The organism is Halomonas sp. SpR1, from assembly GCF_031010175.1.
Lineage (GTDB): Bacteria > Pseudomonadota > Gammaproteobacteria > Pseudomonadales > Halomonadaceae > Vreelandella.
Map to the genome: position 1 here is coordinate 130,665 of NZ_JAUAMB010000005.1, position 26,918 is coordinate 157,582.

Sequence of the window (26,918 nt, forward strand, 5' to 3'; positions counted from 1 at the left end):
GTTTAACGACTAGACTCACCGCGCCTGGATGCACCCAGTGCCTTGCGCAGCGCTGGCCCCACAAGCCCTTGCCCAGTTAACACGGTGAGCTTCGCGATGGCGGCTTCCAGGGTGATATCGCCTCCAGGAATAACGCCCGCTTGATTAAGCTCGGCGCCGGTGGCGTAAGCCCCCTGTACCACTTCGCCTTGAGCACACTGGGTCACATTGAGCAGCGCTACGCCTCGCTCGCTGGCCGCCTTCAATGCGTTAAGCAGCTCGCCTTCAAAACTAGGCGGGTTGCCAACCCCGTAGCTATGCAGCACCAGTCCTTTTAGCGTTTCATCTTCCAGCAGCTTTTTCGCGCGGCGCAGCGACATCCCTGGATACAGCGGCAGTACCGCAACTGCCTCGTCGTCCACCTCAATAGGCGCAAAATTGGGTAGACCGCTCAGGAGTGCCGAGGGCTGGGGGAAGCTTACACCAATGCCCAGCTCGGCAAGCCAGGGGAAGTTGGGTGAGTCGAAGGCATCCAAGCCTTGAGTGCGCACCTTGCACGCCCGGTTACCGCGCAGCAGGCGGTCGTGAAATGCCAGGCTTACTTCGCAAGGCGTCACGGGGTGAGCCGCAAGCTGCAGCGCGCTGACCACATTATTCAGCGCATCGCTTCTTGGCTCACCCAGTGGAATTTGGGAGCCGGTGAAGATCACCGGCTTGTTAAGCGAGCCGAGCATAAACGAAAGTGCAGCGGCGCTGTAGGCCATGGTATCGGTGCCGTGCAGCACCACAAACGCATCATAATGCTGCCAGTGGCTTTCCAGCACCGCCACCAGGCGATTCCAGGCCTCGGGCATTAACTCGGCGCTATCAATCAGCGGCTGCATTTCCAGCACATCAAACGCTGGCAATCGATAAGGGTCACTCAGGGCCAAATGCGTTGATAGGCGTTCGGCCAGCCCCGCGCAGGGCACGTAGCCTTGTGGCGATGGCTGCATACCAATCGTTCCACCGGTATAGAGCATCAGTACGCGGGGCATGGGTACTCCTTTTCTCAATGATACAACCTAGATGACTCTTTACTTTGCCGGCGCGCCTTCCAGGCGCTGTTTTAGCGCTTCGGCCTCTTCAGGCTCTAGCTCCCAGGCTTTGGGATCCAGGTCGAGGTCTGGATGCTGGTTAGCGTCAAAAATCGGCTGTTTGATGCCCTGCCGACGCTGCACATCGAAGTCTTTCAAAATGCGCAGACCGCACTTGAACAGTAGAATCAGCGCAAACAGGTTAACGACCGCCAATAGCCCCATGGTGACATCCGCAAAACCGAACACGGTGCCCAAATCGGTGGTCGCGCCCCAGCACACCAGCAGCACGATAGCGACACGGAAGGCGTTAAACAGGTTCTGGTTGTCGCGACTGAAGAAGTTGAGGCTGTTCTCACCCAGGTAGTAGTTATAAAGAATCGTACTAAAGGCAAACAGCAGAAGTGCCAAGCTGACAAAGGTGCGGCCCCATTCGCCCACATGGTCGGCCAACGCTGCCTGAGTCAGGGCGATGCCCTCAACCCCAGCGCCCGCAGCGGGGTCGTATACACCACTGAGCAGGATCAAAAAAGCCGTGGCAGAACAGATAATTACGGTATCGATAAAGACTGAGAACGCCTGCACGATGCCTTGATTAGCTGGGTGTGGCACGTAGGCCACTGCCGCCACATTGGGCGCACTGCCCAGACCCGCTTCGTTTGAGAACAGGCCGCGTTTTAGGCCCATCATGATCGCTGCGCCAATACCACCACCAATCAGCGGCTCAAGACCGAAGGCACTCTTTACAATCAGCGCAATCACGCCTGGGATTTCACCGATGTTCATGGCGATCACCAGCAGCGCAATGGCGATATAGCTCACTGCCATAAAGGGCACCAAAAACTCGGAAATACGCGCAATACGCTTGATCCCGCCGAAAATAATCAGCCCGACCAGCATGGCCAGGCCAATGCCGCTATACAGCACCGGCACGCCGAAAGCGTCACCGAAAGAGGTCGCTACCGAATATGACTGTAGTGCGGTAAACGCAAAGCCAAAGGTCAATAGCAGCAATACCGAGTAGAACGCTGCCAGCCAACGCCACTGCTTACCTAGCCCTTTAACGATATAGTACGCTGGGCCACCACGGTAAGTGCCATCACCTTCGGCCTCTTTATAGGTCTGTGCCAGGGTACACTCCAAAAAGCTGGTGGCCATGCCCATCAAGCCGACCAGCCACATCCAAAAAATCGCCCCTGGGCCACCCAGCGTAATCGCCACTGCGACACCGGCGATGTTGCCGCCACCTACTCGCCCGGCCACCGAAAGCACCAGCGCCTGAAACGAGCTTAAGTGACCGTGCTGGTTGCGTTTAAAGGCTTGGCCGGAACCCAGGATACGAAACATCTCACCGAAATAGCGAAACTGCACAAAGCGGGATGCAACGGTAAAACCGATGCCAACGCCCACCAGCAGCACTAGCAGAACCTTCCCCCAAAGGAGGTCATTGAGCATATCGAGCATGTGATTCTCTCCGCGTTTTTGTATTAGCGTTATGTTGGAATTCGCGTCGCTTTTAAGATCGCGCGTATGGGATGCGCGCCGCGGAGAACGTTTTACCAAGCGTGGGGCAGGATTAAATTTGGCGCAGCGGTGCAGTTGTGTGCACTCACTGCATCAGCGGGTGCGCCAGAGTGCATCAGTCAGGCTATCAGATCTTCTCGGCGATGCGGTGGGCTAACTTATGGATAAAGGGGCCGCTGATAAAAGCGATGACACCCGCAGCAGGCCAAGCAAGGAGCCAGGCGTGTATCCAAATAGCCACAAAATCGGGATGAGCACCAATATTCATGTAAGTCACCCACGCCGACATAATCAGCGAGAGGGTGAAAGACATCAGGAGCGCGAAAATAATTCTGTGTTTCATGGGGCATCCTTAAGAGCATTATTTACCTGTGCCAAGGCTAGCAAATACCTATTACGGTAATATATGCCAATATATAAGAAACCATTTTACAGAATTGCAAAATGCGCAAACCGTCTTTGGATGATCTAAACATCTTTATCGTGGCTGCCAATCAGCACAGCCTTACCGCAGCGGCGGCAACGCTGAAGATGACTATTGCTACCGTGTCGCGGCGCATAAGTGCACTGGAAGCCACGCTGGGAGTAGAGCTACTCTATCGCTCAACCAAAGGGTTGACGTTAACGCCCCACGGCGAGTCATATTACCGCGAGTGCGAGGAACTGGTGCTCGCGCTTGACCAGCGTATTTTGGATCTGGATCAGGCACTGCATAGCCTAAGCGGGCCGTTGAAGATTATGGCGCCAGTCAATTTGGGCAGCGGGCCGCTAGACGCATTTTGGCGTCACTTTATACACCACTACCCTGACATTGCGTTGACGATCGAACTCGATAACAACGTGGTCGATATTCGCGACCATCAGGCTGATATTGCGCTTCGCTCCGGGCCTCAAAAAGATTCGACGCTGATCCAAAAACACCTCGGCTATATAGAGCCGATTTTGGTGGCTTCTCCGACCATGAAGCGCTCTCTTCCCCATACGGTTGAAGAATTGCAGGCGTGCCCCAGCGTGGCAGCAAAGATGTTTAGCGAGTGGCAGCTGTTCCACCAAACGGGTAGTCAGCACGCTTGTCATAAGAACCACTTTCACATCAGTAACGATATGAATATTGTGCTCAATCTCACTAAATCGGGCGCAGGCATCGCCTTAATGCCCGCCAGTATGGTGGCAAACAGTTTACAAGCGGGAGAGTTAATACGTGTGCTCCCTGAATGGCGGGGGCGCCACCGAGAGATCTTCTTGGTATGGCCCTACCGGCGTAGCCTTTCAGCGCGGGCCAAGCTGTTTCGAAGCGAGTTAATCGAATTCCTCAGCCACCAAAGCTGGTTCCACTCTGCTGGTTAGACCGTCTGTTCGGAGCAACCAAACAGAGCAAGCTCTGCTGGCGCCATAACGCCAGCAGAGATCTATCACCATGTTTGGATAATTTAGATAACTGCTCTCGCCGCTCGCGCTGCATGGAGCTTCTTATAGCTTTCGATCAAGCGCTGGTGGCGCTCCAGGCCTTCCAGCTGCATGTTGGTAGGCGTTAGACCATGGAAACGCACCTCACCACTTACCGAGCCCACCACCGCCGCCATGGTCGCTTCGCCGAACATGCGCTGGAAGTTGTGTAGGTAATCTTCAAGCTCCAGCTCATCATCCAGGACAATTTCCAGCACCGCGTTGACCGCTTGATAGAACAGGCCGCGCTCGACGGTGTTGTCGTTGTACTGCAGGAACATCTGCACGCAGTCCAGCGCCTCTTCATGACGCTCCAGCGCCAGGTAGACCAGCAGCTTGAGTTCCAGAATGGTCAGCTGGCCCCACACGGTGTTTTCATCAAACTCGATACCGATCAGCGTGATGATATCAGCATGGTCGTCCATCTGACTCTCTTCCAGCCGCTCGACTAGATCAGTCAGCTGGTCGTCATCCAGGCGGTGCAGGTTGAGAATATCCTCGCGGTAATCCAGCGCCTTATTGGTGTTGTCCCAGATCAGGTCTTCAATCGGATACACCTCTGAGTAGCCCGGTACCAGAATGCGGCACACCGGCGCGCCTAGGTCTTCATGCACGGCCATGTACACTTCCGCGCCCAGGTCTTCAAAGATACCAAACAGCGTCTCGGCTTCTTCCTCGTTGCTGCCGGAGAAGTCCCACTCGCTGAACTCAAAGTCGGGCTTGGCGCTAAAGAAGCGCCAGGAGACCACGCCTACCGAGTCGATAAAGTGCTCAACGAAGTTGTTCGGCTCGGCAACTGTCTGGGAGTTAAAAGTGGGAAGCGGCAGGTCGTTCAGACCCTCGAAGCTGCGACCCTGGAGCAATTCGGTCAGGCTGCGCTCCAGCGCCACTTCAAAGCTTGGATGAGCGCCAAAGGAGGCAAACACGCCACCGGTACGCGGGTTCATCAAGGTGACGCACATCACCGGGAACTGCCCGCCCATGGAGGCATCCTTAACTAGCACCGGGAACCCCTGGGCTTCCAAAGCGTTGATGCCTTCGACAATGCTGGGGTATTTCGCCAGCACCTCCTGCGGCACATCCGGCAGGGTCAACTCCTGCTCCAAGATTTCACGCTTTACCGCCCGCTCGAAGATTTCCGACAGGCACTGTACCTGGGCTTCTACCAGGGTATTGCCCGCACTCATGCCGTTGCTGAGGAACAGGTTTTCGATCAGGTTGGAAGGAAAGTAGACCGTCTCACCATCGGATTGACGCACATAAGGCAGCGAGACGATGCCCCGATCCTCGCGACCAGAGTTGGTATCAATCAGGTTGGAACCGCAAAGCTCGCCTTCCGGGTTATAGATCGCCAAGCAGTGCTCGTCGAGAATCTCATCGGGCAGTTCATCGTTTGGGCCCGGCTGGAACCACTTCTCATTGGGGTAGTGAACGAATTCGCTATTGGCAATCTCTTCGCCCAAAAACTGATCGTTATAGAAGAAGTTGCAGCTCAAGCGCTCGATAAACTCGCCCAATGCCGAACACAGCGCGCTCTCTTTGGTCGCGCCTTTGCCGTTGGTAAAACACATTGGCGAGGCCGCATCGCGAATATGCAGCGACCAGACGTGGGGCACGATATTGCGCCAGGAGGCGATCTCGATCTTCATGCCCAGATTCGCCAGAATCGCGCTCATGTTGGCAATGGTCTGCTCCAGCGGCAGGTCTTTGCCCTCAATATAGGTGCTGCTACCTTCTGGCGCGCCCATCAGCAGCGCCTGGGCGTCTTCGTCGATGTTCTCTACCGTCTCGATCTGGAAATCAGGGCCGGTTTGCACCACTTTCTTAACCGTGCAGCGATCAATGGAGCGCAGAATGCCCTGGCGATCCTTCTCGGAAATATCTTCTGGCAGCTCGACCTGGATTTTAAAAATCTGCTTATAGCGATCTTCCGGGTCGACGATGTTGTTCTGGGAAAGACGGATATTTTCGGTAGGGATATCCCGCGCGTTGCAGTACACCTTGACGAAGTAGGCGGCGCACATGGCCGATGAGGCCAGGAAGTAGTCAAACGGCCCTGGTGCCGAGCCGTCGCCCTTATAGCGAATTGGCTGGTCAGAGATGACCGTAAAATCGTCGAACTTGGCCTCCAGGCGGAGGTTGTCGAGATAGTTAACTTTGATTTCCATGAGCGGGCGTCCGGGGTAATGAGTGTGCCTGGGCCGTTAAATACTTAAGCCGGTAGGCGAATGGCAGCCATTATCCAGTTTTTTACCCGTTTCGTCTTGGGGAGTCTCTCGAATCGCCTACCCTAAGCTGGGTAAGAACAGCAGCGCTTGCTCTAAGGCATTTAAGAGATTATTTCAGTAGAGGCAGGAGTTACTGTGCTTGCATCATACGCTCTGCCTCAGCTTCGCTGACCCCGAGCATTAGTAAAATCTGGCGTTGTGTGGCTATCAACACCTGCTTTCGCTCTGCCTCCCCCGGCAAACTCTTGGCAATGGCGACAGCGCCTATCAAGGAGGCCAATATGACCCGGGATTTATCAGCAATCGCGTTGCGGTCAGTGGCAAAGGGGAGTTGTTTCAACTTGCTCAGCGCTATCAAGCGGGTTTCAAGCATCTTTTTCATACTCATATAAGACGCTTCAAACAGGGTGCGGATTTCTGCTTTTTCACTGCCTATTTCGTTGAACAGTACCGCTTCAGGCCCCGGCTTATGCTTAGCTTCCAACTCTTGAAGATTGCAGTAGTTGGCGACTAATTCGGTTAGGTGTTGTAACGAAAGCGGGCCTTTTACCAGTCTAGCCGCCCGGCTGTTATCAATAGTGAGGCGAACAGACTCATGGTAAAGAGCCTCTTTGGAAGCGAAATGGGCATAAAAGGCACCGTGGGTCATCTTCGCTAGTTTCATGATCTGGCCAATCGACACCTTTTGAAACCCATTACGACTGAATAGCTCCGTCGCCGAAGCCAAAATGCGCTCTTTGGTTTTCAATTTATGGCTCTTGGGATAAGGCATATCTACCTCGTCGTGCGTCAGCTAAATATTATCTTGATCATATACTGCCCATTGCTAGGGTGACCATATCAATAAATTAGGAGTCACTATGCACTCACCTATCGTGATTACCGGCATGGGCATGGTCAGCCCGCTAGGCAATAGCGTCAATACGAGTTGGCAGCGACTGGTTAACGGCCAGTCGGGCATCAGCACCATTGACCGCTTTGACACCAGCAATATCCCGATCAAAATTGCCGGGGTGGTGCCAAGCATTAGCCAAGACCCCAGCGGCGGTATTGACCTGAATGAGATAGCTGACCCCAAAGAGCAGCGCAAAATGGATCTGTTCAGCCTTTATGCGTTAGCGGCAGCCCACGAGGCATTGTCACAGGCCAATTGGTTCCCCGTTGAGCAAGCGCAAAAACGTCGAACGGCGACCATTATTGGCTCTGGCATTGGCGGTTTCCCTACCATTACTCAAGCGCAAAAAACCCTTGCCGAGCGCGGCCATCGCAAACTTTCCCCCTTCACGGTACCCGCCTTTCTGGCCAATTTGGCTGCTGGCAATCTGTCGATTCGTTATGGCTTTCAAGGCCCACTGGGGTGTCCAGTAACGGCTTGCGCAGCGGGGCTACAGGCGATTGGCGACGGTATGCGCATCATCCGCAATGGAGAAGCCGATGTTGCCCTGGTAGGCGGTGCCGAGGCGTGCATTGATCCTCTTTCGCTCGCCAGCTTTAACGCCTTAAAGGCCGTTTCCACAGAAGCGGACGCCCCTGAACGCGCGTCCAGGCCCTTTGATAAAGCCCGTAACGGTTTTGTAATGGGAGAAGGCGCTGGCGTTATGGTGATCGAAACCCTTGACCATGCCCTCGCGCGGGGTGCCACGCCGTTAGCGGTGATTAGCGGCTACGGTACCAGCGCCGATGCCTACCATCTAACGGCGGGCCCGAAGGATGGCGCTGGCGCAGCAGCAGCGATCCAAGCGGCGCTTGGCATGGCGGATCTTAGCATTGATGCTATTGATCATATCAATGCCCACGCCACCTCTACGCCCGTTGGCGACCGGGCTGAAATTGCGTCATTGCGTAATGTATTCGGTGAGCGCTTGCCCGCCATCCCGATTTCGGCAACGAAAGCCGCCACAGGCCATTTATTAGGTGCAGCGGGAGGCATAGAGAGTATTTTTTCAGTCTTGGCCGTCAATACTCAGCAGCTTCCACCCACCATTAATCTTGAGCAGTGCGATGATGATATGCAGGATTTAACCTTCGTCACGGCGACTGGTCAGAAGCACACCACCAAGCATGTCTTGTGCAATGGATTCGGTTTTGGTGGCGTCAATGCAGCGCTTATCGTTAGCAGTATTGAGCATTAAAGGCGAAGATAGGTGAACCGAACTGTCGTCGAGCTAAGTTCGATTCATCTACTTCCTCTTTTCATTCTTCCGTGCATAAAAACGGCAGCGCTTCCTCAAGCAATATTTCAGGGATTTCCTCGGCGATATAGTGACCGCAAGGGAGCGCTTTGCCATCAACTTGGGTGGCTACCTTGCGCCATTCAGCCAAGGCATCAAAGCAGGCTTCAATGGCACCTTCGGCGCCCCACATCACTTTTAACGGGCAGGTGAGTTTTACCCCCGCATCGATATCCGCCTGATCATGCGCCAAATCAATCGTGGCGCTGGCGCGGTAGTCGCCGCAAATACCGGTGGCAGTACCAGGGAGTGATAAGCAGCGCTCGTACTCAGCCAGCGCTTCTGGGGAGAAAGGAGCCATGCCGGCACTACGGGCCCCCATCACACTTTTAAGGTATTGAGCGGGGTCGCTCTTGATCAACATTTCCGGCAATGGCTGGGGACGAATCAGGAAGAACCAGTGCCAGTAACTGCGCGCAAAGGCCTCCGTGGTGCCGCGGTACATGGCAAGCGTCGGAGCAATATCAAGCAGCACCATGCGCTCAACCCGCGTCGCGTGGTCAACCCCTAAACGGTGGGCAACTCGCGCCCCGCGATCATGGGCCAGCACTTTAAAGCGCTCAAAACCCAGTGCGCTCATTAGCTCCGCCATATCGTTGGCCATAGCGCGTTTGGAATAATTGATGTGCTCAGGGTCATCGTCGGGTTTACTGCTGTCGCCGTAGCCGCGCAGATCCGCCGCTATCACCGTGAAGTGCTGGGCCAGCTCTTCCGCGACTTTGTGCCAAATTACATGGGTCTGGGGGTGGCCGTGAAGCAATAGTAACGCAGGCCCACTGCCGCCCTTGCGAAGCGCGATCTCGACGCCGTTAACCTGGCGCTGCAATTTTTCAAACCCATGAAACATGGCGTACTCCTGGTTTGCTGTAAAAGCTTTTGCTGTGCCTATTAGTAATGTAGCTATCTATTATATAGCATAGCTTTTTACGCCAGGGAGCCGCGACGGCAAGGGTGATCCGGCAAGTGGGAAAGCATTGCACTCTTTAGCACAAAGCATCACATTAGGCGGCCACGACACCAAGAGAAACGAGTCACTCCATGCATGACGATTTCGTGGCCAACCTGCGCCTGCTCTGCAGCTACTACCCGTCCATTGCTGAGGTCTGTCGTCGTTTAACGATTAACCGTGCTCAGTTTAACCGCTACCTGAGTGGGCGTTATCGCCCCAGCCACGCGGCGCGTCAGCGCATTTGCCACTTTTTTGGCGTTAGCGCGGAGGATATCGCGCTCCCCCATCACGATTTTCGTGCTCTGGTACAAACCGGCCAGCTCAATAGAGAAGCAACCCCTGCAACGCTGCCTTGGCCTAACGCGCTGGTTCAGCGCGGCAGCGAAGGCATGGAGCGCTATATAGGCCGCTACTTTGAGCTTTATCACTCCATGTCCCGGCCGGGGCAGTTAATGCGTACTTTGGTTTGCCTGGAACAGCGAGAGGGCGGCGTGGTTTATCAGCGCACCGAGCGGATGCAAACCACCCCCGGCGCCCGCTCATGCCATAATCGCTATGTGGGCACCGCGGTGAAACTTGCAGATCGGCTCTTTTTAATGGATCACGAAACCCTTAACGGTCATGAGATCACCCAGACGATTCTATTTCCGAGTTTTCAGAGCCAGGTAACGCGTTTAACCGGCCTGAAAATGGGCGTGGCAGATAACAGCGAGCGCATGCCCTGCTGTGTGCGGGTAGTGTATCAGCGCCTGGATGAACAGGTCAGCTTACGCGAAGCGCTGGCCCAGTGCGGTTTAATCGCTCTGGATGACCCTTCACTTGATGACGCCCTAAGAGCCGCAACCCGAAACGATGTGGCCGCTGAAGAGCATCACTTCCGTGCTCGCCACTAGAGCACAAGTGAGTTGCGAGAGAAGCGCTAAGCCGACGGCACCAGCACCTGCTGAAACAAGATCGTTTCAAAGTGCACCATGGGTTCGACGGACTTCAATGTCTTGGCGCGCAGAATAGCGCCCTCCCAACCGGTAAGGATGAAGCTGGCAAGCGCTTCTGGCGTAGTGCGAATAGCAATATATCCTTGCGTCTGGGCATCTTTCAGGCAGTGCACGAAGCGCTGCTCCCAGCGCTGAAAAACCAGATTGAGTGCATCACGGAAAGTGTCGCTCTGGCCCGAAAGCTCTTGGCCCAGGTTACCAATCAAACAGCCCGTGGCGTGATCGCACGCGTGCATATACTCACGACCTGCCGCGAAGTAACGCCTTAGGCGTTCGAGTGGCGGCGTGTCATTATCTTCCAGCAGCGCCACTAGCGTTTCATCATAGCTGGCGGCAAAGCGTTCAATCACCGCCAGCCCGAAATCTTCTTTGCTGGAGAAATAGTGATAGAACGAGCCTTTAGGCACACCGCAGGTTTTTAACACGGCATTAATGCCCGTAGCATTGTAGCCTTGCTGACTAATCAACTGGGCGCCGCTGTCGATGAGTTTGTCACGGGTTGCATTGTTTTTCATAATCTTAAAGTAGACCAGTCAGTCTATTGTTTTCAAGTGAGTGAACCAAGTGAATAAAAGCCAAGTTAAGCTAAAACCAAACCAGCGGATACCAAGCTAAGTGGCAATTGCATGTTGTTTGCACATTGTTTGACTAATGGCTGCTTAACGATGCGCGATGCTAGCATCATACGCTTATTTTTCTGGAATTTTCGCTCCCAATGGATGACGCGCGGTAATGACTCTTTCTCGCTATGACGTTACGCATCAATATGGCCGCATTCGTTTAGGTGCCGTGGGTGCATTATTGATTCTTGTTGCCACGTTGGCGCTGGCGTGGTGGATTATTACCCAACCGCCGCGCATTGAGCGTACCCCACCACCAGAGCCTCTGCCTAGTGTGGTCGATGTTGTCACGGTGAGCGCTAGTGCACAGGCGCCGAACCTATACGGTTTTGGCCGCGTTGAGGCAGAACAGGAAACCATGCTGGCCAGCCGAGTAGCGGGACAATTGGAGCGTTTTGCCGATGGCGTTGTGCCCGGCCAGGTAGTCGAGCAGCAAGCCCCTGTGGCCTATATTGACCAAGCCGATTTACAGCTAGCCCTGGAAGATGCCGAAGCGCAGCTAGCCAATGCCCAGGCGCAGCTCGCACTTGAGCAGGCAGAGCAGCAGCGGGCCCGTAGCGAGTACGAATCCTTTGGTCGCCAGCTCTCTGCCGAACGGCGGGCGCTGGTACTGCGCGAACCGCAGTTGCGCCAAGCTCAGTCTCAGGTCACCCAAGCGCGGGTGGCTCGCGACCAGGCCGCGCTCAATGTGCAGCGCGCCACCCTCACCGCGCCCTGGCGAGCCATGGTGCAAGAACGCTTGGTAGGCGCCGGCAGCCTGCTCAGCCAAGGTACCGAAGTCGTACACCTGGTGGGTGTCGAGCAATTTTGGGTGCGCGCTTCGCTGCCTGCAGAGTGGACTGAGTGGTTGGAAGCGGGCACTACAGTCACCTTAACCAGCCGCGGCTGGCCCGATGGCGCCACGCGCCAAGGAACGCTGGTCTCAATGCTGCCTAGCCTGGAAGAGAATGGCCTACAGGCGCAACTGTTGATCGCCGTTAACGACCCGCTCGCCCTGGAGAGTAGCGGCCCAGCCCTGCGCCTGGGCGATGTTCTGCGCGCCTCTTTCCAGCCGGCTGTTCAGGAGCAGCTTATTTCACTGCCTTCTGCGGCTCTGCGCCCAGGCGACGTGGCGTGGCGGGTAGATGAGGAAAATCGCCTACGCCGAACACCGGTCACCCTGGCTTTCCGCGGTGAAGATGACGCTTTGATTCGTAGCGGTTTGGAAGACGGCCAGCAGGTCGTCACCGCTGGCTTGGCCCAGCCCAGGGAAGGCCAGCTAGTGCGCATCCGCCGCCCCAACGACACCCCGGCTCAAGCGGGAGATGAACCGGGAGACGAATCATGAAGGTGCCACGCGGCCCGTTAGCTTGGATGGTCGATCACGGGGTAGCCCCCAACTTACTGATGGTGCTGTTTATCGTCGGCGGCCTAATGGCCTCGCTGGCGATTAAAAAAGAGGTGTTCCCCGAATTCGACACCGAAATCGTTCAAGTCACTATCAGCTACCCCGGCGCCACGCCGGAAGATGTGGAGCAGAGCCTGCTGCTACCGATGGAAGCCGCCATTGCCGATGTAGAAGGCATTGACGAGCTGACCGCTATAGCCAGCGAAGGCAGTGCCAGCGTCAACGCCACGCTAATTGATGGTGTGGATGTGATGCGCGCCTATCAGGATATCCAACAAGCGGTAAATGCCATCACCACCCTGCCCAGCGCTGCCGACCCGCCGCGCTTTACCTTGGCGGGGCGCTCCCGCAGCGTGTTGAGCCTGCAGGTATACGGCCCGGTCGGCCTGGAGGCACTCCACAACGCGGCCGAAGATGTACGCGGCGAACTCCAAGCCACTTCGGGCATTTCCCGTGCAGAGCTATCCGGCAACCGTGAGCGGGAGATACAAGTCCACCTGGACGAAGAGGCCATTGAGCGCTATGGCCTCGACCACCAGGAACTGGCTAGTCGCATTGCCGAAGAGGCGTTAGATCTTGCCAGCGGCCAGCTCACGACGGCCGAAGGGGAGTGGCTGATCCGCTACCAAGGGCGCCGCAACAGTGCCGAAGCCTTTGCCGAACTGCCGATTCTGACCAGCACCCAAGGAACGCCCATCACGCTTGGGGATATCGCCGTGGTCAGCGATGGCTTTGCCGAAACCGACCGCGAGGAGTTTTATAACGGCCAGCCCGGCCTCTCTGTGGACGTTTACCAGATTGGCGACCAAACCCCGACCAGTATCTCGGAAGCGGTCAACGGTGAGCTTGAGCGCCTGCGCGCGAACCTGCCCGAAGGCGTTAGTCTGGATATTTCCCGCGATAGCTCAGAAGTTTACGAAGACCGCCTCAGCCTGCTGTTAAAAAATGCTTGGATGGGGCTAGCGCTGGTATTGGTACTGATGGCGCTATTTTTGGAAGCGCGGTTGGCATTCTGGGTCACCCTGGGCATTCCAACGGCGTTTCTCGGTGCAATGCTGTTTCTGCCCTGGATCGGCGTCTCGCTCAATATGATGTCGATGTTCGCGTTTATTATCGCCCTGGGGATTGTCGTCGATGACGCCATTATCGTTGGCGAGAATATCTACAGCTACCGTGAAGAGGGCTATTCGCTGCGCGATGCGGCGGTCAAAGGCGCCAGCGAAATCGCCACCCCGCTCACCTTCGCGATTCTCTCCAATATCGTCGCCTTCCTGCCGCTACTGTTTTTACCCGGCTTTTTAGGGCTGATTTTTGCCACCGTGCCGGTGGTCGTTGTCACCGTCTTTTTAATCTCCTGGCTGGAAGCCCTGGTCATTCTGCCTGCTCACCTGGCACATAGCCGCAAACCCCGCCAAACCCCTGCGTGGCAGCGCCCCCTTGAAGCGCTGCGCCAGTGGCTTCAGGGCGGCTTGCACCACTTCACCTACCACCAGTTCGAGCCGTTCCTGCAGCGTGCCCTTAATCAACGCCTGCTGAGTGTTTCGCTGGGCATCGCGATTCTGCTCATCGCGCTCTCCTGGGCGATGAGCGGGCGGCTGGGCTTTTCGCTGATGCCACGGGTTGAATCGGATCAGGTACAGGCCACGGTCACCCTACCCATTGGCAGCAATATCAGTGTTAGCCGTGAGCTAAGCCAACAGCTGCTCGACGCCGCCGAGGCTCTTAGCGAGCGCGAAGAGACGCTCAGTTTTAGCAGTTCACGCAGCCGGCTTGACGGCGAAAGCCTGGAAGTACGCTTGGATATTGCCAGCGAGAGTCTGGAAGCTTGGCCACCCTCGCGGATTGCCCGCGAGTGGCGCGATCTCACCGGCGATCTGCTTGGCGCCCAGTCGGTTCGTTTTGAAGCCGACGTCGGCGGCCCTGGTAGTGGCGCGGCGCTCAGTCTGCGACTTTCGCATCCAGATACACAGGTGCTGGAAGCCGCTGCCGAACGGCTAGCAGAAACGCTGGGCGGCTACGGACTTACGGATATCGACAGCGGGCTGGGCGACGGCAAACCGCAGTTAGAGATGCGCCTTTCTGCCGAGGGCCGCGCCCTGGGACTCACAGGTAATAACCTGGCCCAGGCCCTGCGCGGCCCGCTCCAGGGTGCCACCGCGCTTGAACAATACGTAGGGCGCAGCGAAATCAGCGTTGAGGTGCGTTTGCCCAACGATAACCGCGACAGCCTGAACGAGCTTTACCGCATGCCGGTGCGCACCCCCGATGGGCTAAGCGTGCCGCTATCGCGGGTCGCTGACATTACCATCAGCCAAGCCTCCAGCAGCCTTGAACGCATTAACGGTCGGCGAATCATTACCGTCACCGCCGACTCGGAAAGTGATCTGGCCATCAATCAAGTGCTTGCCACGCTACAGGAACAGGAGTTCCCCAACCTGGAAGCAACCTGGCCGGGGCTGGAAGTCAGCATGGGCGGTCGTCAGCAGGACACCGCCGACAACCTGGCCACGCTAAAAACCTCTATGTGGTTAATGATTGCGGCGCTCTACGCCCTGCTCGCTATTCCCTTCAGAAGCTACCTGCAGCCGCTGCTGGTGCTGGCCGCGATCCCCTTTGGCATTGTCGGCGCCGTCGCTGGGCATATGATCATGGGCTTCGGGCTTTCGATTATCAGCCTGCTGGGGATGCTCGCGCTCTCCGGTGTGGTGATTAACGATGCACTAGTGCTGATCGACTACGCCAACCGCAAACGCCGCGAAGGCATGGCCGCCCGGGAAGCCATCGTAGCGGCGGCCACCCGCCGGTTACGACCGATTATGATGACTACGCTGACGACCTTTCTCGGCCTGGCGCCAATGATTTTGGAAACCTCGCGGCAGGCGCGCTTTATGATTCCCATGGCAATTTCACTAGGTTTTGGCATGCTGTTCGCCACGGTTATCCTGCTGGTTCTGGTGCCCTGCCTCTATCTGGGCATGGAGAATGTTCGCGAACGTCTCAGTGCGCCGCGCCAGCCCACACTGGATAAAAAAGAGGGAGTCTACTGATGGCCTTGCTTACAGCCATACGTCAATGGCGCCCCTCTCGGCTGGGGCTCAAGCTATTTGTGATTATTCTCAGCGTCAATGTGGCGATTTCAGCCAGTATGTTTCTGGCCGTCTCTTACAGTATTGACCGCGGCTTTCTCGACTACCTCAACCAGGCCCAGGAGCGCCGCGCTACACTGCTGGCCGATGGCCTTGTCACCCGCTGGGAAACCCAACAGAGCTGGGAGTGGCTGGAGCAGTCGCCGGAACGCTGGCCATTCATCGTTCGTTTTGAGCTAGGCCAGGAGCACCGCGACCGACCTTCCCCACTTGGCGAGGCGCGTGATTTCACCCTGCGCGCAGCGGATGGCCGTTTTGTAGTACCGCCCAGAAGTGGGCGGGAAGGCTCGGGCAGTTGGCATTGGCTGACACTGCATAGTGGTGATACCCATATCGGCTCGTTGGGTTTCCGACCTCCCCGAGAAATGATGGAGCGCATGGAGAGTCGCTTCCTGGAGCGCCAACAGCGCAATCTGGTGCTTATCGTGGTCTCACTCTGCGTTGCCTCACTGCTGTTGGCAGGCGGTCTCTCCTGGTGGCTGGGGCGGCGTACCCGAGCATTGGCGGGCGCTACGCTGCGCCTTACCGAGGGCGACTATCGCACCCGACTGCCGGAACGTGGCCGCGATGAGCTATCGCGCTTGGCGCGGGATTTTAATGTGCTTGCCGCCACCCTGGAAGCCAGCCGCGATGCCCGCGCCCGCTGGGTATCTGACACCGCTCACGAGCTACGCACGCCCCTGGCAGTGCTGCGCGGCGAGATCGAAGCCATGCAGGATGGCATTCGTCCGCTGAACCAGGAGAACCTAAGCTCCCTCGCCCAAGAAGTGGGCCAGCTAGAGCGCTTAGTGGCGGATTTGCGCCTACTATCGCAAAGCGACGCGGGCGCGCTGGATATCCAACTGGCGCCGATGGATCTTAGCGACTGCCTTGCTAGCCGCCTGGCCGACGCCGACCGCTGGTTAGTCGAAAGCGGGTTAACGCTGACCGAACAGATCGAACCTGGCATTATGATTCGTGGTGATGCCCAGCGCCTGCGCCAGCTGTGGAACAACCTGCTGGATAACAGCTGCGCCTATACCCAGCCGCCGGGGGAGCTGCGCATCACGCTTACCGCACAGCAGGGAATGGCCGTCGTCATCTGGGAAGACAGTACGCCGGGCGTGCCGGAGGGTGAATTAGCCTGCTTGACCGAGCGGCTCTATCGCGTCGAAGGCTCCCGTAGCCGTGCAAGTGGCGGCAGCGGTTTGGGACTCTCTATCGCCAGCGCCCTGGTTAATGCACACGGTGCAACGCTGACGCCCTCTGGCTCAACGCTAGGTGGGCTACGTTGGACGCTGCGTTTTCCGCTATTAAAAACAGATTAATGTTCCAAGAGTGCATATTAAAGAGCCGTTAAACCCTGCTTTTACGTTCACTGTTAAGCGAGTCTACCGTTATGTCCCATGCTGCCTCTGTACTGATTGTTGAGGATGAACCGAAGATTGCCCGCCTGATGGCGGACTACTTAACCACCCACGGCTTTGAAGTAACGACTCTGGGACACGGCGATGAGGTAATGCCCTGGCTGGCGCAGCACTCCCCGGCGTTGGTGCTACTCGATATCATGCTTCCGGGTAAAGATGGCCTCACCCTAAGCCGGGAAATACGCCAGCAGTGGCCAACCATTGCGATCATTATGGTCACCGCCAAGGTAGAAGAGGTTGACCGCTTGCTGGGGCTGGAGCTGGGTGCCGATGACTACATCTGCAAACCGTTCAGCCCCCGGGAAGTGGTCGCCAGAGTTAAGGCGGTACTTCGCCGCAGCCAAGCGGCGGTCGACGCCCCAGCCGAGGTGCAAAACGCACCGGTGGTACTAAACGAAGATGGCTGGCAGGCGCTCGCCCACGGGCAAGATTTAGGTCTGACGGCGGTTGAGTTCCAACTGCTGCGGGTGATGATGCAGGCGCCGGGCCGCATCTTCAGCCGTGAACAACTGATGGATCACATGTACCGCGACAACCGTATCGTCTCGGAGCGCACCGTGGACAGCCACATTAAAAAGCTGCGCAAAAAAATCCACGAAGCGCTCCCTGAACTGGAGATCATTCGCTCGGTATACGGTGTAGGCTATAAGTACCAGCCGGAGGGTTAGGGATTAACCTGCCGATTAAGAAACGCGATGCCCGCATCAATTGCGCCACCGCGCAGCAAAAAGCTTGTAATGTGGCCGCGCCATCGCTGCAGATACAGCTCGCTTTTGATGTTGTTGTCCTGAAGGGCTTGGTAGAAGTCAGTGGCATGATCTACAGGCACCAGTTGATCCCACTTGCCGTGGAATAGAAAAAACGGCGGCGCCTGCGCGGTAATTTGCCGTGCCGGTGAGGCTAGGCGATACGCTTCGTTCTCTTCAGCGCGGGTGCCACCGATAAAATTGACGACTAAAGGACCGTCATCAAACTTCAACAAATCACTGGGGAGCCCTCCAGCTAAAACCGCGGCTAAACGGCTCTGCTCACCGCCGTGGGGCTCAGCCAGCGGCCCTTCTACTCCCGCCACCGCCAACAAACTGACTAAATGCGCACCAGAAGAAAACCCCACACCTACAATGCGGTTTGTATCCACTTGCCAATCGTCGGCATGGGCGTGAATCCAGGCCATCGCCTGCTGCAAATCGTGCAGCTGGCTAGGAAAGCGATACGCCGGTGCAAAACGGTACTCAATATTCACCGCCACATAGCCCTGCCCGGCTAACTGCTCAGCAATGCCCTGCATATCTTCCGGTGTGCGGTTGCGCCAGCCGCCACCATGCACCACCAGGGCAGCAGGACGCAATGCATCGCCCGGGTCATCGGGTAGGTAAACATCAGCCATTAATGCCTGGGGCCACTCTTCGGGGGTATAGGTTCTAGGGGGCAAACGTGTAAAGGGCTGGGGGTCACGCAACGCACTGCTTTCAACAGCGGGCTCAGCTTGGCTAAAGTGTTGGGAAGCGCTACAGCCACTCAATAATAAGGCAACCGCCCCTAAGCCAGTAACACGGCGTAGGGTAGGCAGTACTCCATGCTGTTGCCACTCGCGAATTAGCTTGGTACGCGACATTATGCGTCTCCTGGATAAATAGGTGACCCCTCACCTACCACTAACAACTACTAACTACGACCTGCAGCAAGCCAATAAGATCATGATTGTTGCACACTATCTGCAAACGGTTTGCACGCCACCTGGTGATACTGGCATCGTCAACTCACCAGGAGAGAATTTATGAAAACTTCAAACGCCAGGAAAATTTCATTTCGTCAACTGTTTGCCCCAGCCCTGCTGGCGATGGCCATTATGCCATTAGCGTTTGCCGCACAGGCGCATAGCCACGGCGATCATGAAGGCCAAGGCCCTGATCATGAACGTATGGAAGAGCGCATGGAGGAGCGTCGCCAAGAGGTTTACGAGCGCGCTGATATCTCAGTAGAAAAGCAAGCTGAGCTCAATGAAGCACACGCCGAACATCGCGAAGCCATGCAGGCACTGCGTGAAGAGCATCACGCACGGGTAGCTGAAATACTCACAGAAGAAGAACAGGAAGCCCTGCGCAACGCCATGCAAGAAGCCCATGAGGAGTATCGTGCCAAGCATGGCAAAGGTGGCCCTCACGGTAATCATAAAGATGAGAATGCCGATAGCGAATAAACGCTGACAAATCGCCAAATTTAGAGCCGACGCCCGGTATCTCCGGGCGTTTTTACGTCTGCACGTTCGTCAGCGCATTACTAACTTCACGCTAATTCAACTCAAATAGGGGAGGTTAACTTGAAGGGGGGGCATCTAATCGCGTATTTTATTTGAACGTTCATTCAAAATAAAATCATCTTTCAACAACAGGAGTCCGCCTGCATGGCGAAAGACAACCCCATCCTCCCCTCCCGAGACCGCCTCAATCCCGTGGTTTTCCACGGCAGTGTGGCGGGTATTGTCATCTTCCTTGTGCTCACCATGCTGTTCACCGAGCAGGCTGGCGCTTTTTTTGATGCCGGCCTAGCTTGGGTAAGCAAAACCTTTGGCTGGTACTACATGCTCGCCATTGTGGCGTACCTGGTCTTTGTCATTGCCATTGGCATGTCGCGCTTCGGCAGTATTCGTCTGGGCCCCGACCACTCTCGCCCCGAGTTTTCGCTGCTCTCCTGGTCAGCCATGCTGTTTGCCGCAGGTATCGGTATCGACTTGCTGTTTTTCAGTGTGGCCGAGCCGGTTGCTCACTATTTGGCGCCGCCGGATTTAACCCCGGAAAGCCAGGCAGCGATGCGCAACGCCGTCGTTCAAACCTATCTGCACTGGGGGCTCTCCGGTTGGGGGCTGTACGTGTTGATGGGTATGGCGCTGGCCTACTTTAGCTACCGTCACCGCCTGCCGCTGGCGATTCGCAGCGCGCTCTACCCGATTCTGGGCAAGCGTATCCACGGCCCCATTGGTAACGCTGTCGACATTACAGCAGTGATCTCCACCGTGTTCGGCATTGCCACCAGCCTGGGCATTGGGGTGATGCAGCTCAATTACGGCCTCACCTATATGTTCGGCGTGCCGGAAACGCTCACCGTGCAGGTAATTTTGATTGTCTTGGTGGTGGTATTAGCGACGATTTCTGTGGTGACCGGGGTTGAAAAAGGCATTCGTCGCCTCTCTGAGTTCAACATGCTGTTGGCATTGGCGCTAATGCTGTTTGTACTCTTTTCAGGCGACACGCTGGTACTGTTGGATAAGGTGGTTAATAACGCCGGTGACTACTTTTCGGGCTTTGTCGGTGCGAGCTTTGACACCTACGCCTTTGCCGATGAGGGCGCCCAAGAGTGGAAGATGTGGTGGACGATCTTCTTCTGGGGCTGGTGGATTGCCTGGACACCGTTTGTGGGGCTGTTCCTGGCGCGTATCTCCCGCGGCCGCACCATTCGTGAATTTGTCGCAGGCGCCTTGTTTATTCCGCTCGCCTTTATGATGGTATGGATGTCGGTATTTGGTAACAGTGGTATTGAGCTGGTGGCCAACCAAGGGGCTGTCGAACTGGGTGTACAGGCCCTTAACACCCCGCAAACTACACTCTACACGCTGCTTGAGTACTACCCCTATGTAGGTCTTACCGCGGCAGTTGTTACCGTGCTGGGGATTGTGTTCTTTATCACTTCAGCGGACTCGGGCGCGCTGGTACTGGCGAATTTCACCTCTATCTTGAGCGACGTGAACCACGACGCGCCGGTAAAACTACGCATTTTCTGGTCGGCAGTCATCGGTTTGATCACCATTGCTCTGCTCATGGCCGGTGGTTTGAACGCGCTGCAGAGTGCCGTCGTTATCACGGCACTGCCCTTCTCAGTGGTGATTTTCGCGGTAATGGTAGGTATGTATAAAGCGCTGAAACTGGAAGGCAAAAAAGCCGATGCCCGCCGTATGATTGCTGGTGGCGCCCCCGGTGGCGACTGGCGTGAGCGCCTGGATCGGGCCCTGGACACCTCCACGCGAGCAGGTGCAGCGGCGACCCTTGAACACTCTATTCGCCCAGCGATGACCCAATTTGCCCAGGAACTTGAGAGCCGAGGCCAAACCGCCAACGTCACCGAAGAGCACGTTGAAGGCGAATCGCTACCTAACCTGATGCTCCAGGTCGACTTCGGCGAAGCGACCAGCTTTGTCTACCAGGTTTGCCCGCACCGTATGCGTACGCCAAGCTTTATCCCGGCGGATGATGACTTTTATGTACGTCTAGACGTCTATCTGGCAGAAGGTGGTCAGGATAAAGACCTTAACGGCTATACCCGTGGGCAGGTAATTGGTGATTTAGTGGCCGAGTATGAACGCCACCTGCACTTCCTCACCCTTGCCGGTGAGCAGATGGGCCATGTGCAGGCAATGCCCGGCACCATCGGCGAACCGCCGGAAGACTCGCAGATGTAAGCAAACGTCTGCTCATAGTCTAAAAAAAGATCCCGGCCACGTGCCGGGATCTTTTTTGTACGTGAATGACTCCGCGACTAACGCATTGTTGTGCAAATTTCATCGCAGGGGTAGCGTAATGGCTTGTTTTCCCTGTTCTTAGGAGACGGCCCCATGCCCCGCGCCCATCGCTCTTCGGGTTACGTGTTCCCGCTGCCTGGCAGTGCGCTAGTCAGCACTTGGCGTGAAGGATATACACTGGCCAAACTGAAGCGCGATGTGATGGCAGGGCTGACGATTGGCGTGGTGGCGGTACCGCTTTCCATGGCGCTGGCAATCGCCACTGGCGTGCCACCCCAGCACGGGCTTTACACCGCTATCGTGGCGGGCGCGGTGATCGCCTTAACCGGCGGTTCGCGGTTTAACATCTCCGGCCCCACCGCCGCTTTTGTGGTCATTCTATTCCCCATTGTGGCCAACCACGGCCTGGGCGGGCTGCTGATTGCCACGCTGATGGCGGGCGCTATTTTGGTTGCGCTGGGACTTTCTCGGTTGGGTAGCCTGATTCAGTACGTCCCTTACCCGGTAATTCTCGGCTTTACCGCAGGCATTGGTGTTGTCATTGCGTTACTGCAGTTACCTGACTTTCTGGGCCTGTCTGGAGTGGCGCTAGGTGACAGCACCCTGAATAACCTAATGTTGATTGGCCGAGCACTGCCCAGCCTTTCACTGGCTGAGATCAGCGTGGGGCTTGTGACCCTGGCAACGCTGCTGATCTGGCCCCGCCTCAACACGCCAATCCCTGCCCCGCTGGTTGGCTTGTCGCTGGGCACTCTGGCCTCCGCGCTGCTGCTGGTGGGGGGCGTTGAGGTCGACACCATCGCCTCACGATTTAGTTGGGAGGTTGAGGGTGCGAGCGGCAGCGGCATTCCGCCCTTCGCGCCTAATTTAACCGCACCGTGGCATTTCCCTGGCGCAGATGGCGCACCGCTTGAGATCAACTTCACACTGATTCAGGCCCTACTCGGGCCAGCGCTGGCAATTGCGCTACTGGCGGCGATTGAATCACTGCTATGCGCCGTGGTGGCGGATGGCCTGACCCGAACCCGCCATAACCCCAACGCTGAGCTGATGGGACAAGGCCTGGGCAATCTGGTGGTGCCCTTCTTCGGCGGCATTACCGCTACCGCGGCCCTGGCCCGCACCGCGACCAATATCAAAAGCGGTGCCTGCTCCCCTGTCGCCGCGGTGGTGCATTCGCTGGTGGTACTACTTGCCGTGGTCGCGCTGGCGGGTGTGCTGGGGTATGTGCCCATGGCCGCCTTAGCCGCCCTGCTGTTTATCATCGCCTGGAACATGAGTGAGGCGCGCCACTTTGTGCATACGCTGAAAAGCGCCCCCGCCAGCGATGTCTCAGTGCTGGTAATCTGCTTTGCCCTAACAGTGATTTTCGACATGGTAATTGCCGTGGCCGTGGGTATTGGCCTGGCAGCCGCGCTGTTTATCCGTCGCATGGCACAGCTAACTCATACTCAACGCTTGGCGGCACCCGATACCGGCGAGCACTTCCCGCCAGAAGTGGCACTTTATAAAATCAGCGGCCCGCTTTTTTTTGGCGCAGCCGAAAAGGCCATAGCCACACTAAGGGTGATTGATCACAGCGTACGGATTGTCGTGCTGGATATGCGCGATGTGCCTAGCCTGGACACCACCGCCATGGTGGCGCTGGACACCCTGCGCCAGGAACTGGGCGAACAAGGCGTAAGCGTTATATTCGTTGGGCTGCCGCCGCGTATGGCGCTGAAAATCAAACGCGCGGGCATTAAGCGCGAAGCGGGCAAGTTAGCGGTCGTCAGCAACCTTGCCCACGCCGAGCGCATGGCGCGACGTTGGTTGGGCTGGCGGAATAGCAGCGCGGTGACGGCGGCGATTTAATAGCGTCGGTGCCATGACAACGTCAGCAATAAAAAAAGGGGGAGTTGCCTCCCCCGTCTGCTCACATAACCCGTTATCAGCTCGCCATATCGAGCACGATTCGGCCCTCTATCTTGCCGTCGATCATGCGCTGGAAGACGTCGTTGATATTGTCCAGCGTGTCGGTCGCCACCGTCGCTTTGACCTTGCCTTCGGCAGCGAAGTCCAACGCTTCCTGCAGATCGCTACGCGTGCCGACGATCGAGCCGCGAATGGTGATACCGTTGAGCACCGTGCTGAAGATCGGCAGCGGGAAATCACCGGGCGGCAGGCCATTAAGTACCAACGTGCCACCGCGACGCAGCATGTTTTGTGCTTGATCGAACGCTTTCGGGGATACTGCGGTGACCAATGCTCCGTGGGCACCGCCAATGGCCTTCTTCAGGTAGGCAGCTGGGTCGGTTTTCATGGCGTTGACGGTTACCGTAGCGCCTAAGCGCTCGGCCAGGGCTAGCTTGCCATCATCGATATCCACCGCCGCCACGTTAAGCCCCATGGCTTTGGCGTACTGCACCGCCATGTGCCCCAAACCACCAATGCCCGAAATCACCACCCACTGGCCGGGCCGGGTGTCGGTCATTTTCAAGCCTTTATAAACCGTCACCCCTGCACACAGCACCGGGGCTATTTCGATAAAATCGACCGCATCTGGCAAACGCCCTACATAGCCCGCATCCGCCAAGGTATAGTCGGCAAAGCCGCCGTTAACGCTGTAGCCGGTATTTTGCTGAGACTCGCAAAGGGTTTCCCAACCGCCCAAGCAGTGCTCGCAGTAGCCGCAGGCCGAGTAGAGCCAGGGAACGCCTATGCGATCACCCTCTTTAACATGGGTAACCCCTTCACCCACCGCCACGATATGCCCAACGCCCTCATGGCCGGGAATAAACGGCGGCGAGGGTTTCACCGGCCAATCCCCATGGGCGGCGTGTAAATCAGTATGGCAAACCCCAGAGGCCGCCACTTTCATCAACACTTCGCCCTGCTTGGGGCGGGGCGCGTCAACTTCTTCTATGACCAACGGCTGGCCAAACTCATGAACCACCGCCGCGCGCATTGTGCTATCCATGATGCCACTCCTAATAGTTTTCGATACGGCCATTTAAGAACGGCTCTAATCGGTAGAGTCAGCGTCAGGGGGACTGACAAAACCGCCCGGCGTTGACCGGGCGGTATGGCTAGCAGAACGTTTAGAAGAAGCCCAGTGGGTTGATATCGTAGCTGACCAGCAGGTTCTTGGTCTGCTGGTAGTGCTCAAGGGCGACCTTGTGGGTCTCACGACCTACACCGGATTTCTTGTAGCCACCGAAGGCGGCGTGGGCTGGATACTGGTGATAGCAGTTAGTCCAGACGCGCCCGGCTTGAATGCCACGCCCCATGCGGAAAGCGACGTTAATGTCGCGACTCCACACACCGGCCCCCAGGCCAAACTCGGTGTCATTGGCAATCGCCAGCGCTTCTTCTTCATCTTTGAAGGTGGTAACCGCCACCACCGGGCCAAAGATCTCCTCCTGGAAGACGCGCATCTGGTTGTTGCCTTTCAACAGTGTCGGCTGAATGTAGTACCCATTATTGATACTGTCGTCCATGGTCTCTTTATTACCACCGGTGAGGAACTCCGCACCTTCATCCCGGGCGATATCCATGTACGACATGATCTTGTCGAACTGCTCTTGGGAGGCCTGAGCCCCTACCTGTACATCGGTATCCAATGGATTTCCGCGCTTGATGGTTTGCGTGCGCTCAATCACCTTGGCCATGAACTCGTCGTACATGCTCTCTTGAATCAACGCACGCGAGGGGCAGGTGCATACTTCGCCCTGGTTAAAGAACGCCAGCACCAGGCCTTCAACCGCTTTATCAATGAAGGTCGGCTCAGCGTTCATGATATCGGCGAAGTAGATATTGGGCGATTTACCGCCTAGCTCTACGGTAGAGGGGATAATATTCTCTGCGGCGCATTTCAGAATATGTGAGCCAACGGGGGTAGAGCCGGTGAAAGCAATTTTGGCAATGCGCTTGCTGCTCGCCAGCGCTTGCCCTGCTTCGGCACCAAAGCCGTTGACGATATTGAGTACACCGGGAGGCAGCAGGTCGCCGATCACTTCCATCACTTTCAAAATCGACGCGGGCGTCTGTTCTGCGGGTTTCAACACCACGCAGTTACCTGCCGCCAGGGCAGGCGCCAGCTTCCAGGCAGCCATGAGAATGGGGAAATTCCAGGGAATAATCTGCCCTACCACGCCCAGCGGCTCATGGAAGTGGTAGGAGACGGTATTGGCGTCGATATCCGCCGCTGTACCTTCCTGGGAACGCAAACAGCCAGCAAAGTAGCGGAAGTGGTCAACGGCCAGCGGGATATCCGCATTAAGGGTTTCACGTACCGCTTTACCGTTATCCCAGGTTTCTGCCACTGCGAGCATTTCCAGATTTTGCTCAATGCGATCAGCGATTTTCAGCAGAATATTGCTGCGCTCTTGGACGGACGTTTTTCCCCAGGTAGGCGCTGCTTTATGGGCGGCGTCCAAGGCCTTATCGATATCTTCTGCCGTTGAGCGGGGTATTTCGCAGAAAACCTGACCGTTGACGGGGCTGATATTGTCGAAATACTGGCCTTTCACCGGGGCGACAAATTCGCCACCGATATAGTTACCATAACGTTTTTCAAATGACACCACTGAACCGGTATCACCAGGGTTGGCGTAGATCATTGTAAGGCTCCTGAGTATTATGATTATTAAAGGTGCTTTTTTAATGTGCTTTGACAGTGTTGTTCACTAAAGCAAATGGCGATATAGCCCGATGGCAGGACTAGCCCTCATCCCTTGGTAGGAGACGCCATGTATTCCCTGTTGGTGGCGGATGACCATCCGCTGTTCCGCGATGCGCTACAAACCGTGATTAGCGGGGGTTTGTCAGGTAGCCAGCTATTGGAGGCAGAGAGCCTCGCTGACGCGATAGCGTTGATTGAAGCGAACACCGAGTTAGATCTACTGCTGCTGGATTTAAGCTTGCCGGATGCAGAAGGACTAGAAGGTTTAACACGCCTGCGCGAGGAGTTCCCCTCGCTGCCGGTGGCGATTGTCTCTGCGCATCAGGAGCGCCAACTGGTACTCGATGCCATTACCCTCGGCGCGGTAGGCTATATTCCTAAATCCACACCCCGGGAAGCGCTGTTGGCCGCGTTAACGCAGATTCTTGAAGGCCAGCTCTACTTGCCGCCCGATGTTATGCGCCGCCCAGCGCCGCGCACTTATGCGCCTCAACCCACCAGCATCAGTTCACCGACCAACGAACGCTTGGGGCGCTTAACCGATAAACAGTTAGAGGTATTGGCGTGCATGACGACAGGCATGTCGAACAAGCATATTGCCCGGGAGTTGTTGATTGCCGAAACCACTGTGAAAACCCATGTTTCGGCGATTTTGCGAAAATTGAATGCTACCAGCCGGGTTCATGCGATCGTTATCGCGGGTGAGGAGGATCTAAGTTTTTACCGGGCTAACCGCGCCCGTTAGGGCGCTCTTG

At 56.5% G+C, this 26,918-nt stretch carries 21 protein-coding genes; 11 read left to right on the forward strand and 10 right to left on the reverse strand.

Translation table 11 applies throughout. The features are described 5' to 3' along the window. Nucleotides 1-2: 2 nt before the first annotated feature. The 3 genes from QT231_RS05900 to QT231_RS05910 form a co-directional block, all read right to left on the reverse strand. The gene (locus QT231_RS05900) at nt 3-1,016 is read right to left on the reverse strand and encodes an asparaginase (protein ID WP_308335991.1); all 1,014 of its coding nucleotides are present in this window, start codon (nt 1,014-1,016) and stop codon (nt 3-5) included. Nucleotides 1,017-1,055: 39 nt separating this feature from the next. Next, nucleotides 1,056-2,519: an alanine/glycine:cation symporter family protein gene (locus QT231_RS05905; RefSeq protein WP_308335992.1), complete on the reverse strand. Its 1,464-nt coding sequence runs from the start codon at nt 2,517-2,519 to the stop codon at nt 1,056-1,058. Between the two features lie 187 nt (nt 2,520-2,706). After that, nucleotides 2,707-2,922, reverse strand: a complete 216-nt coding sequence (locus QT231_RS05910) for a DUF2798 domain-containing protein (RefSeq protein ID WP_308335993.1) — start codon at nt 2,920-2,922, stop codon at nt 2,707-2,709. Between the two features lie 101 nt (nt 2,923-3,023). Between QT231_RS05910 and QT231_RS05915 the strand changes: the two genes are divergently transcribed. Continuing rightward, entirely contained in the window at nt 3,024-3,926 is a 903-nt protein-coding gene (locus QT231_RS05915) for a LysR family transcriptional regulator (protein WP_308335994.1), read from the forward strand. An 83-nt stretch (nt 3,927-4,009) separates the two neighbouring features. Here QT231_RS05915 and QT231_RS05920 read toward each other — a convergent pair whose 3' ends face one another. Continuing rightward, nucleotides 4,010-6,193, reverse strand: a complete 2,184-nt coding sequence (locus tag QT231_RS05920; RefSeq protein WP_308335995.1) for an OsmC domain/YcaO domain-containing protein — start codon at nt 6,191-6,193, stop codon at nt 4,010-4,012. Nucleotides 6,194-6,383: 190 nt separating this feature from the next. After that, a complete protein-coding gene (locus QT231_RS05925; protein WP_308335996.1) occupies nt 6,384-7,025 on the reverse strand; it encodes a TetR/AcrR family transcriptional regulator in 642 nt (213 codons plus the stop codon). A gap of 88 nt (nt 7,026-7,113) precedes the next feature. Between QT231_RS05925 and fabF the strand changes: the two genes are divergently transcribed. Further along, nucleotides 7,114-8,385, forward strand: coding sequence for a beta-ketoacyl-ACP synthase II (fabF, locus tag QT231_RS05930; protein ID WP_308335997.1), 1,272 nt, complete (start codon nt 7,114-7,116; stop codon nt 8,383-8,385). Between the two features lie 61 nt (nt 8,386-8,446). Here the strand turns inward: fabF and QT231_RS05935 are convergent, their stop codons facing one another. Further along, nucleotides 8,447-9,331 carry an alpha/beta hydrolase gene (locus QT231_RS05935; protein ID WP_308335998.1) on the reverse strand — a complete coding sequence of 295 codons (885 nt, stop codon included), beginning with the start codon at nt 9,329-9,331 and terminating at the stop codon, nt 8,447-8,449. A 191-nt stretch (nt 9,332-9,522) separates the two neighbouring features. Here QT231_RS05935 and QT231_RS05940 point away from each other — a divergent pair, with 191 nt between their 5' ends. Beyond that, the gene (locus QT231_RS05940) at nt 9,523-10,326 is read left to right on the forward strand and encodes a helix-turn-helix transcriptional regulator (RefSeq protein WP_308335999.1); all 804 of its coding nucleotides are present in this window, start codon (nt 9,523-9,525) and stop codon (nt 10,324-10,326) included. 26 nt (nt 10,327-10,352) lie between these two features. Here the strand turns inward: QT231_RS05940 and QT231_RS05945 are convergent, their stop codons facing one another. Continuing rightward, nucleotides 10,353-10,943: a TetR family transcriptional regulator C-terminal domain-containing protein gene (locus tag QT231_RS05945; RefSeq protein WP_308336000.1), complete on the reverse strand. Its 591-nt coding sequence runs from the start codon at nt 10,941-10,943 to the stop codon at nt 10,353-10,355. A 217-nt stretch (nt 10,944-11,160) separates the two neighbouring features. Between QT231_RS05945 and QT231_RS05950 the strand changes: the two genes are divergently transcribed. The 4 genes from QT231_RS05950 (at nt 11,161) to QT231_RS05965 (ending at nt 17,655) form a co-directional block, all read left to right on the forward strand. Next, nucleotides 11,161-12,375: an efflux RND transporter periplasmic adaptor subunit gene (locus QT231_RS05950; protein WP_308336001.1), complete on the forward strand. Its 1,215-nt coding sequence runs from the start codon at nt 11,161-11,163 to the stop codon at nt 12,373-12,375. Continuing rightward, nucleotides 12,372-15,482 carry an efflux RND transporter permease subunit gene (locus tag QT231_RS05955; RefSeq protein ID WP_308336002.1) on the forward strand — a complete coding sequence of 1,037 codons (3,111 nt, stop codon included), beginning with the start codon at nt 12,372-12,374 and terminating at the stop codon, nt 15,480-15,482. Before QT231_RS05950 ends, QT231_RS05955 begins: the two co-directional genes overlap by 4 nt. After that, complete coding sequence (locus QT231_RS05960; RefSeq protein WP_308336003.1) at nt 15,482-16,888, forward strand: ATP-binding protein; 1,407 nt, start codon at nt 15,482-15,484, stop codon at nt 16,886-16,888. The genes QT231_RS05955 and QT231_RS05960 overlap by 1 nt, the downstream gene beginning before the upstream one ends. 71 nt (nt 16,889-16,959) lie before the next feature. Beyond that, entirely contained in the window at nt 16,960-17,655 is a 696-nt protein-coding gene (locus QT231_RS05965) for a response regulator (protein ID WP_308336004.1), read from the forward strand. On the opposite strand, the gene QT231_RS05970 is transcribed toward QT231_RS05965, so the two are convergent. After that, complete coding sequence (locus QT231_RS05970) at nt 17,652-18,602, reverse strand: alpha/beta hydrolase (RefSeq protein ID WP_308336006.1); 951 nt, start codon at nt 18,600-18,602, stop codon at nt 17,652-17,654. The genes QT231_RS05965 and QT231_RS05970 overlap by 4 nt on opposite strands. 162 nt (nt 18,603-18,764) lie before the next feature. Here QT231_RS05970 and QT231_RS05975 point away from each other — a divergent pair, with 162 nt between their 5' ends. From QT231_RS05975 to dauA, 3 genes are all read left to right on the forward strand, one after another. Then, nucleotides 18,765-19,187 (forward strand): hypothetical protein, encoded by a 423-nt coding sequence (locus QT231_RS05975; protein ID WP_308336007.1) that lies wholly within the window; start codon nt 18,765-18,767, stop codon nt 19,185-19,187. A 204-nt stretch (nt 19,188-19,391) separates the two neighbouring features. Beyond that, nucleotides 19,392-21,440 carry a choline BCCT transporter BetT gene (gene betT / locus QT231_RS05980; RefSeq protein WP_308336008.1) on the forward strand — a complete coding sequence of 683 codons (2,049 nt, stop codon included), beginning with the start codon at nt 19,392-19,394 and terminating at the stop codon, nt 21,438-21,440. Between the two features lie 153 nt (nt 21,441-21,593). Beyond that, complete coding sequence (gene dauA, locus QT231_RS05985; protein ID WP_308336009.1) at nt 21,594-23,354, forward strand: C4-dicarboxylic acid transporter DauA; 1,761 nt, start codon at nt 21,594-21,596, stop codon at nt 23,352-23,354. 76 nt (nt 23,355-23,430) lie between these two features. Here the strand turns inward: dauA and adhP are convergent, their stop codons facing one another. Further along, nucleotides 23,431-24,459 carry an alcohol dehydrogenase AdhP gene (adhP, locus tag QT231_RS05990; protein WP_308336010.1) on the reverse strand — a complete coding sequence of 343 codons (1,029 nt, stop codon included), beginning with the start codon at nt 24,457-24,459 and terminating at the stop codon, nt 23,431-23,433. Nucleotides 24,460-24,580: 121 nt separating this feature from the next. Further along, complete coding sequence (locus QT231_RS05995; protein WP_308336011.1) at nt 24,581-26,101, reverse strand: aldehyde dehydrogenase family protein; 1,521 nt, start codon at nt 26,099-26,101, stop codon at nt 24,581-24,583. A gap of 129 nt (nt 26,102-26,230) precedes the next feature. Here QT231_RS05995 and QT231_RS06000 point away from each other — a divergent pair, with 129 nt between their 5' ends. Continuing rightward, nucleotides 26,231-26,908: a response regulator transcription factor gene (locus QT231_RS06000; protein ID WP_308336012.1), complete on the forward strand. Its 678-nt coding sequence runs from the start codon at nt 26,231-26,233 to the stop codon at nt 26,906-26,908. Nucleotides 26,909-26,918 lie beyond the last annotated feature (10 nt).

What these genes read in the sequence shown, in the direction of transcription:
- QT231_RS05965 (WP_308336004.1), top strand. Translation starts at nt 16,960, where the DNA reads ATGTCCCATGCTGCCTCTGTACTGATTGTTGAGGATGAACCGAAGATT.
- QT231_RS05950 (WP_308336001.1), top strand. Translation starts at nt 11,161, where the DNA reads ATGACTCTTTCTCGCTATGACGTTACGCATCAATATGGCCGCATTCGT.
- fabF (WP_308335997.1), top strand. Translation starts at nt 7,114, where the DNA reads ATGCACTCACCTATCGTGATTACCGGCATGGGCATGGTCAGCCCGCTA.
- QT231_RS05905 (WP_308335992.1), bottom strand. Translation starts at nt 2,519, where the DNA reads ATGCTCGATATGCTCAATGACCTCCTTTGGGGGAAGGTTCTGCTAGTG.
- QT231_RS05925 (WP_308335996.1), bottom strand. Translation starts at nt 7,025, where the DNA reads ATGCCTTATCCCAAGAGCCATAAATTGAAAACCAAAGAGCGCATTTTG.
- QT231_RS05995 (WP_308336011.1), bottom strand. Translation starts at nt 26,101, where the DNA reads ATGATCTACGCCAACCCTGGTGATACCGGTTCAGTGGTGTCATTTGAA.
- QT231_RS05940 (WP_308335999.1), top strand. Translation starts at nt 9,523, where the DNA reads ATGCATGACGATTTCGTGGCCAACCTGCGCCTGCTCTGCAGCTACTAC.
- QT231_RS05945 (WP_308336000.1), bottom strand. Translation starts at nt 10,943, where the DNA reads ATGAAAAACAATGCAACCCGTGACAAACTCATCGACAGCGGCGCCCAG.
- adhP (WP_308336010.1), bottom strand. Translation starts at nt 24,459, where the DNA reads ATGGATAGCACAATGCGCGCGGCGGTGGTTCATGAGTTTGGCCAGCCG.
- QT231_RS05960 (WP_308336003.1), top strand. Translation starts at nt 15,482, where the DNA reads ATGGCCTTGCTTACAGCCATACGTCAATGGCGCCCCTCTCGGCTGGGG.
- betT (WP_308336008.1), top strand. Translation starts at nt 19,392, where the DNA reads ATGGCGAAAGACAACCCCATCCTCCCCTCCCGAGACCGCCTCAATCCC.
- QT231_RS05920 (WP_308335995.1), bottom strand. Translation starts at nt 6,193, where the DNA reads ATGGAAATCAAAGTTAACTATCTCGACAACCTCCGCCTGGAGGCCAAG.
- QT231_RS05900 (WP_308335991.1), bottom strand. Translation starts at nt 1,016, where the DNA reads ATGCCCCGCGTACTGATGCTCTATACCGGTGGAACGATTGGTATGCAG.
- QT231_RS05910 (WP_308335993.1), bottom strand. Translation starts at nt 2,922, where the DNA reads ATGAAACACAGAATTATTTTCGCGCTCCTGATGTCTTTCACCCTCTCG.
- QT231_RS05970 (WP_308336006.1), bottom strand. Translation starts at nt 18,602, where the DNA reads ATGTCGCGTACCAAGCTAATTCGCGAGTGGCAACAGCATGGAGTACTG.
- QT231_RS06000 (WP_308336012.1), top strand. Translation starts at nt 26,231, where the DNA reads ATGTATTCCCTGTTGGTGGCGGATGACCATCCGCTGTTCCGCGATGCG.
- QT231_RS05955 (WP_308336002.1), top strand. Translation starts at nt 12,372, where the DNA reads ATGAAGGTGCCACGCGGCCCGTTAGCTTGGATGGTCGATCACGGGGTA.
- QT231_RS05915 (WP_308335994.1), top strand. Translation starts at nt 3,024, where the DNA reads ATGCGCAAACCGTCTTTGGATGATCTAAACATCTTTATCGTGGCTGCC.
- QT231_RS05975 (WP_308336007.1), top strand. Translation starts at nt 18,765, where the DNA reads ATGAAAACTTCAAACGCCAGGAAAATTTCATTTCGTCAACTGTTTGCC.
- QT231_RS05935 (WP_308335998.1), bottom strand. Translation starts at nt 9,331, where the DNA reads ATGTTTCATGGGTTTGAAAAATTGCAGCGCCAGGTTAACGGCGTCGAG.
- dauA (WP_308336009.1), top strand. Translation starts at nt 21,594, where the DNA reads ATGCCCCGCGCCCATCGCTCTTCGGGTTACGTGTTCCCGCTGCCTGGC.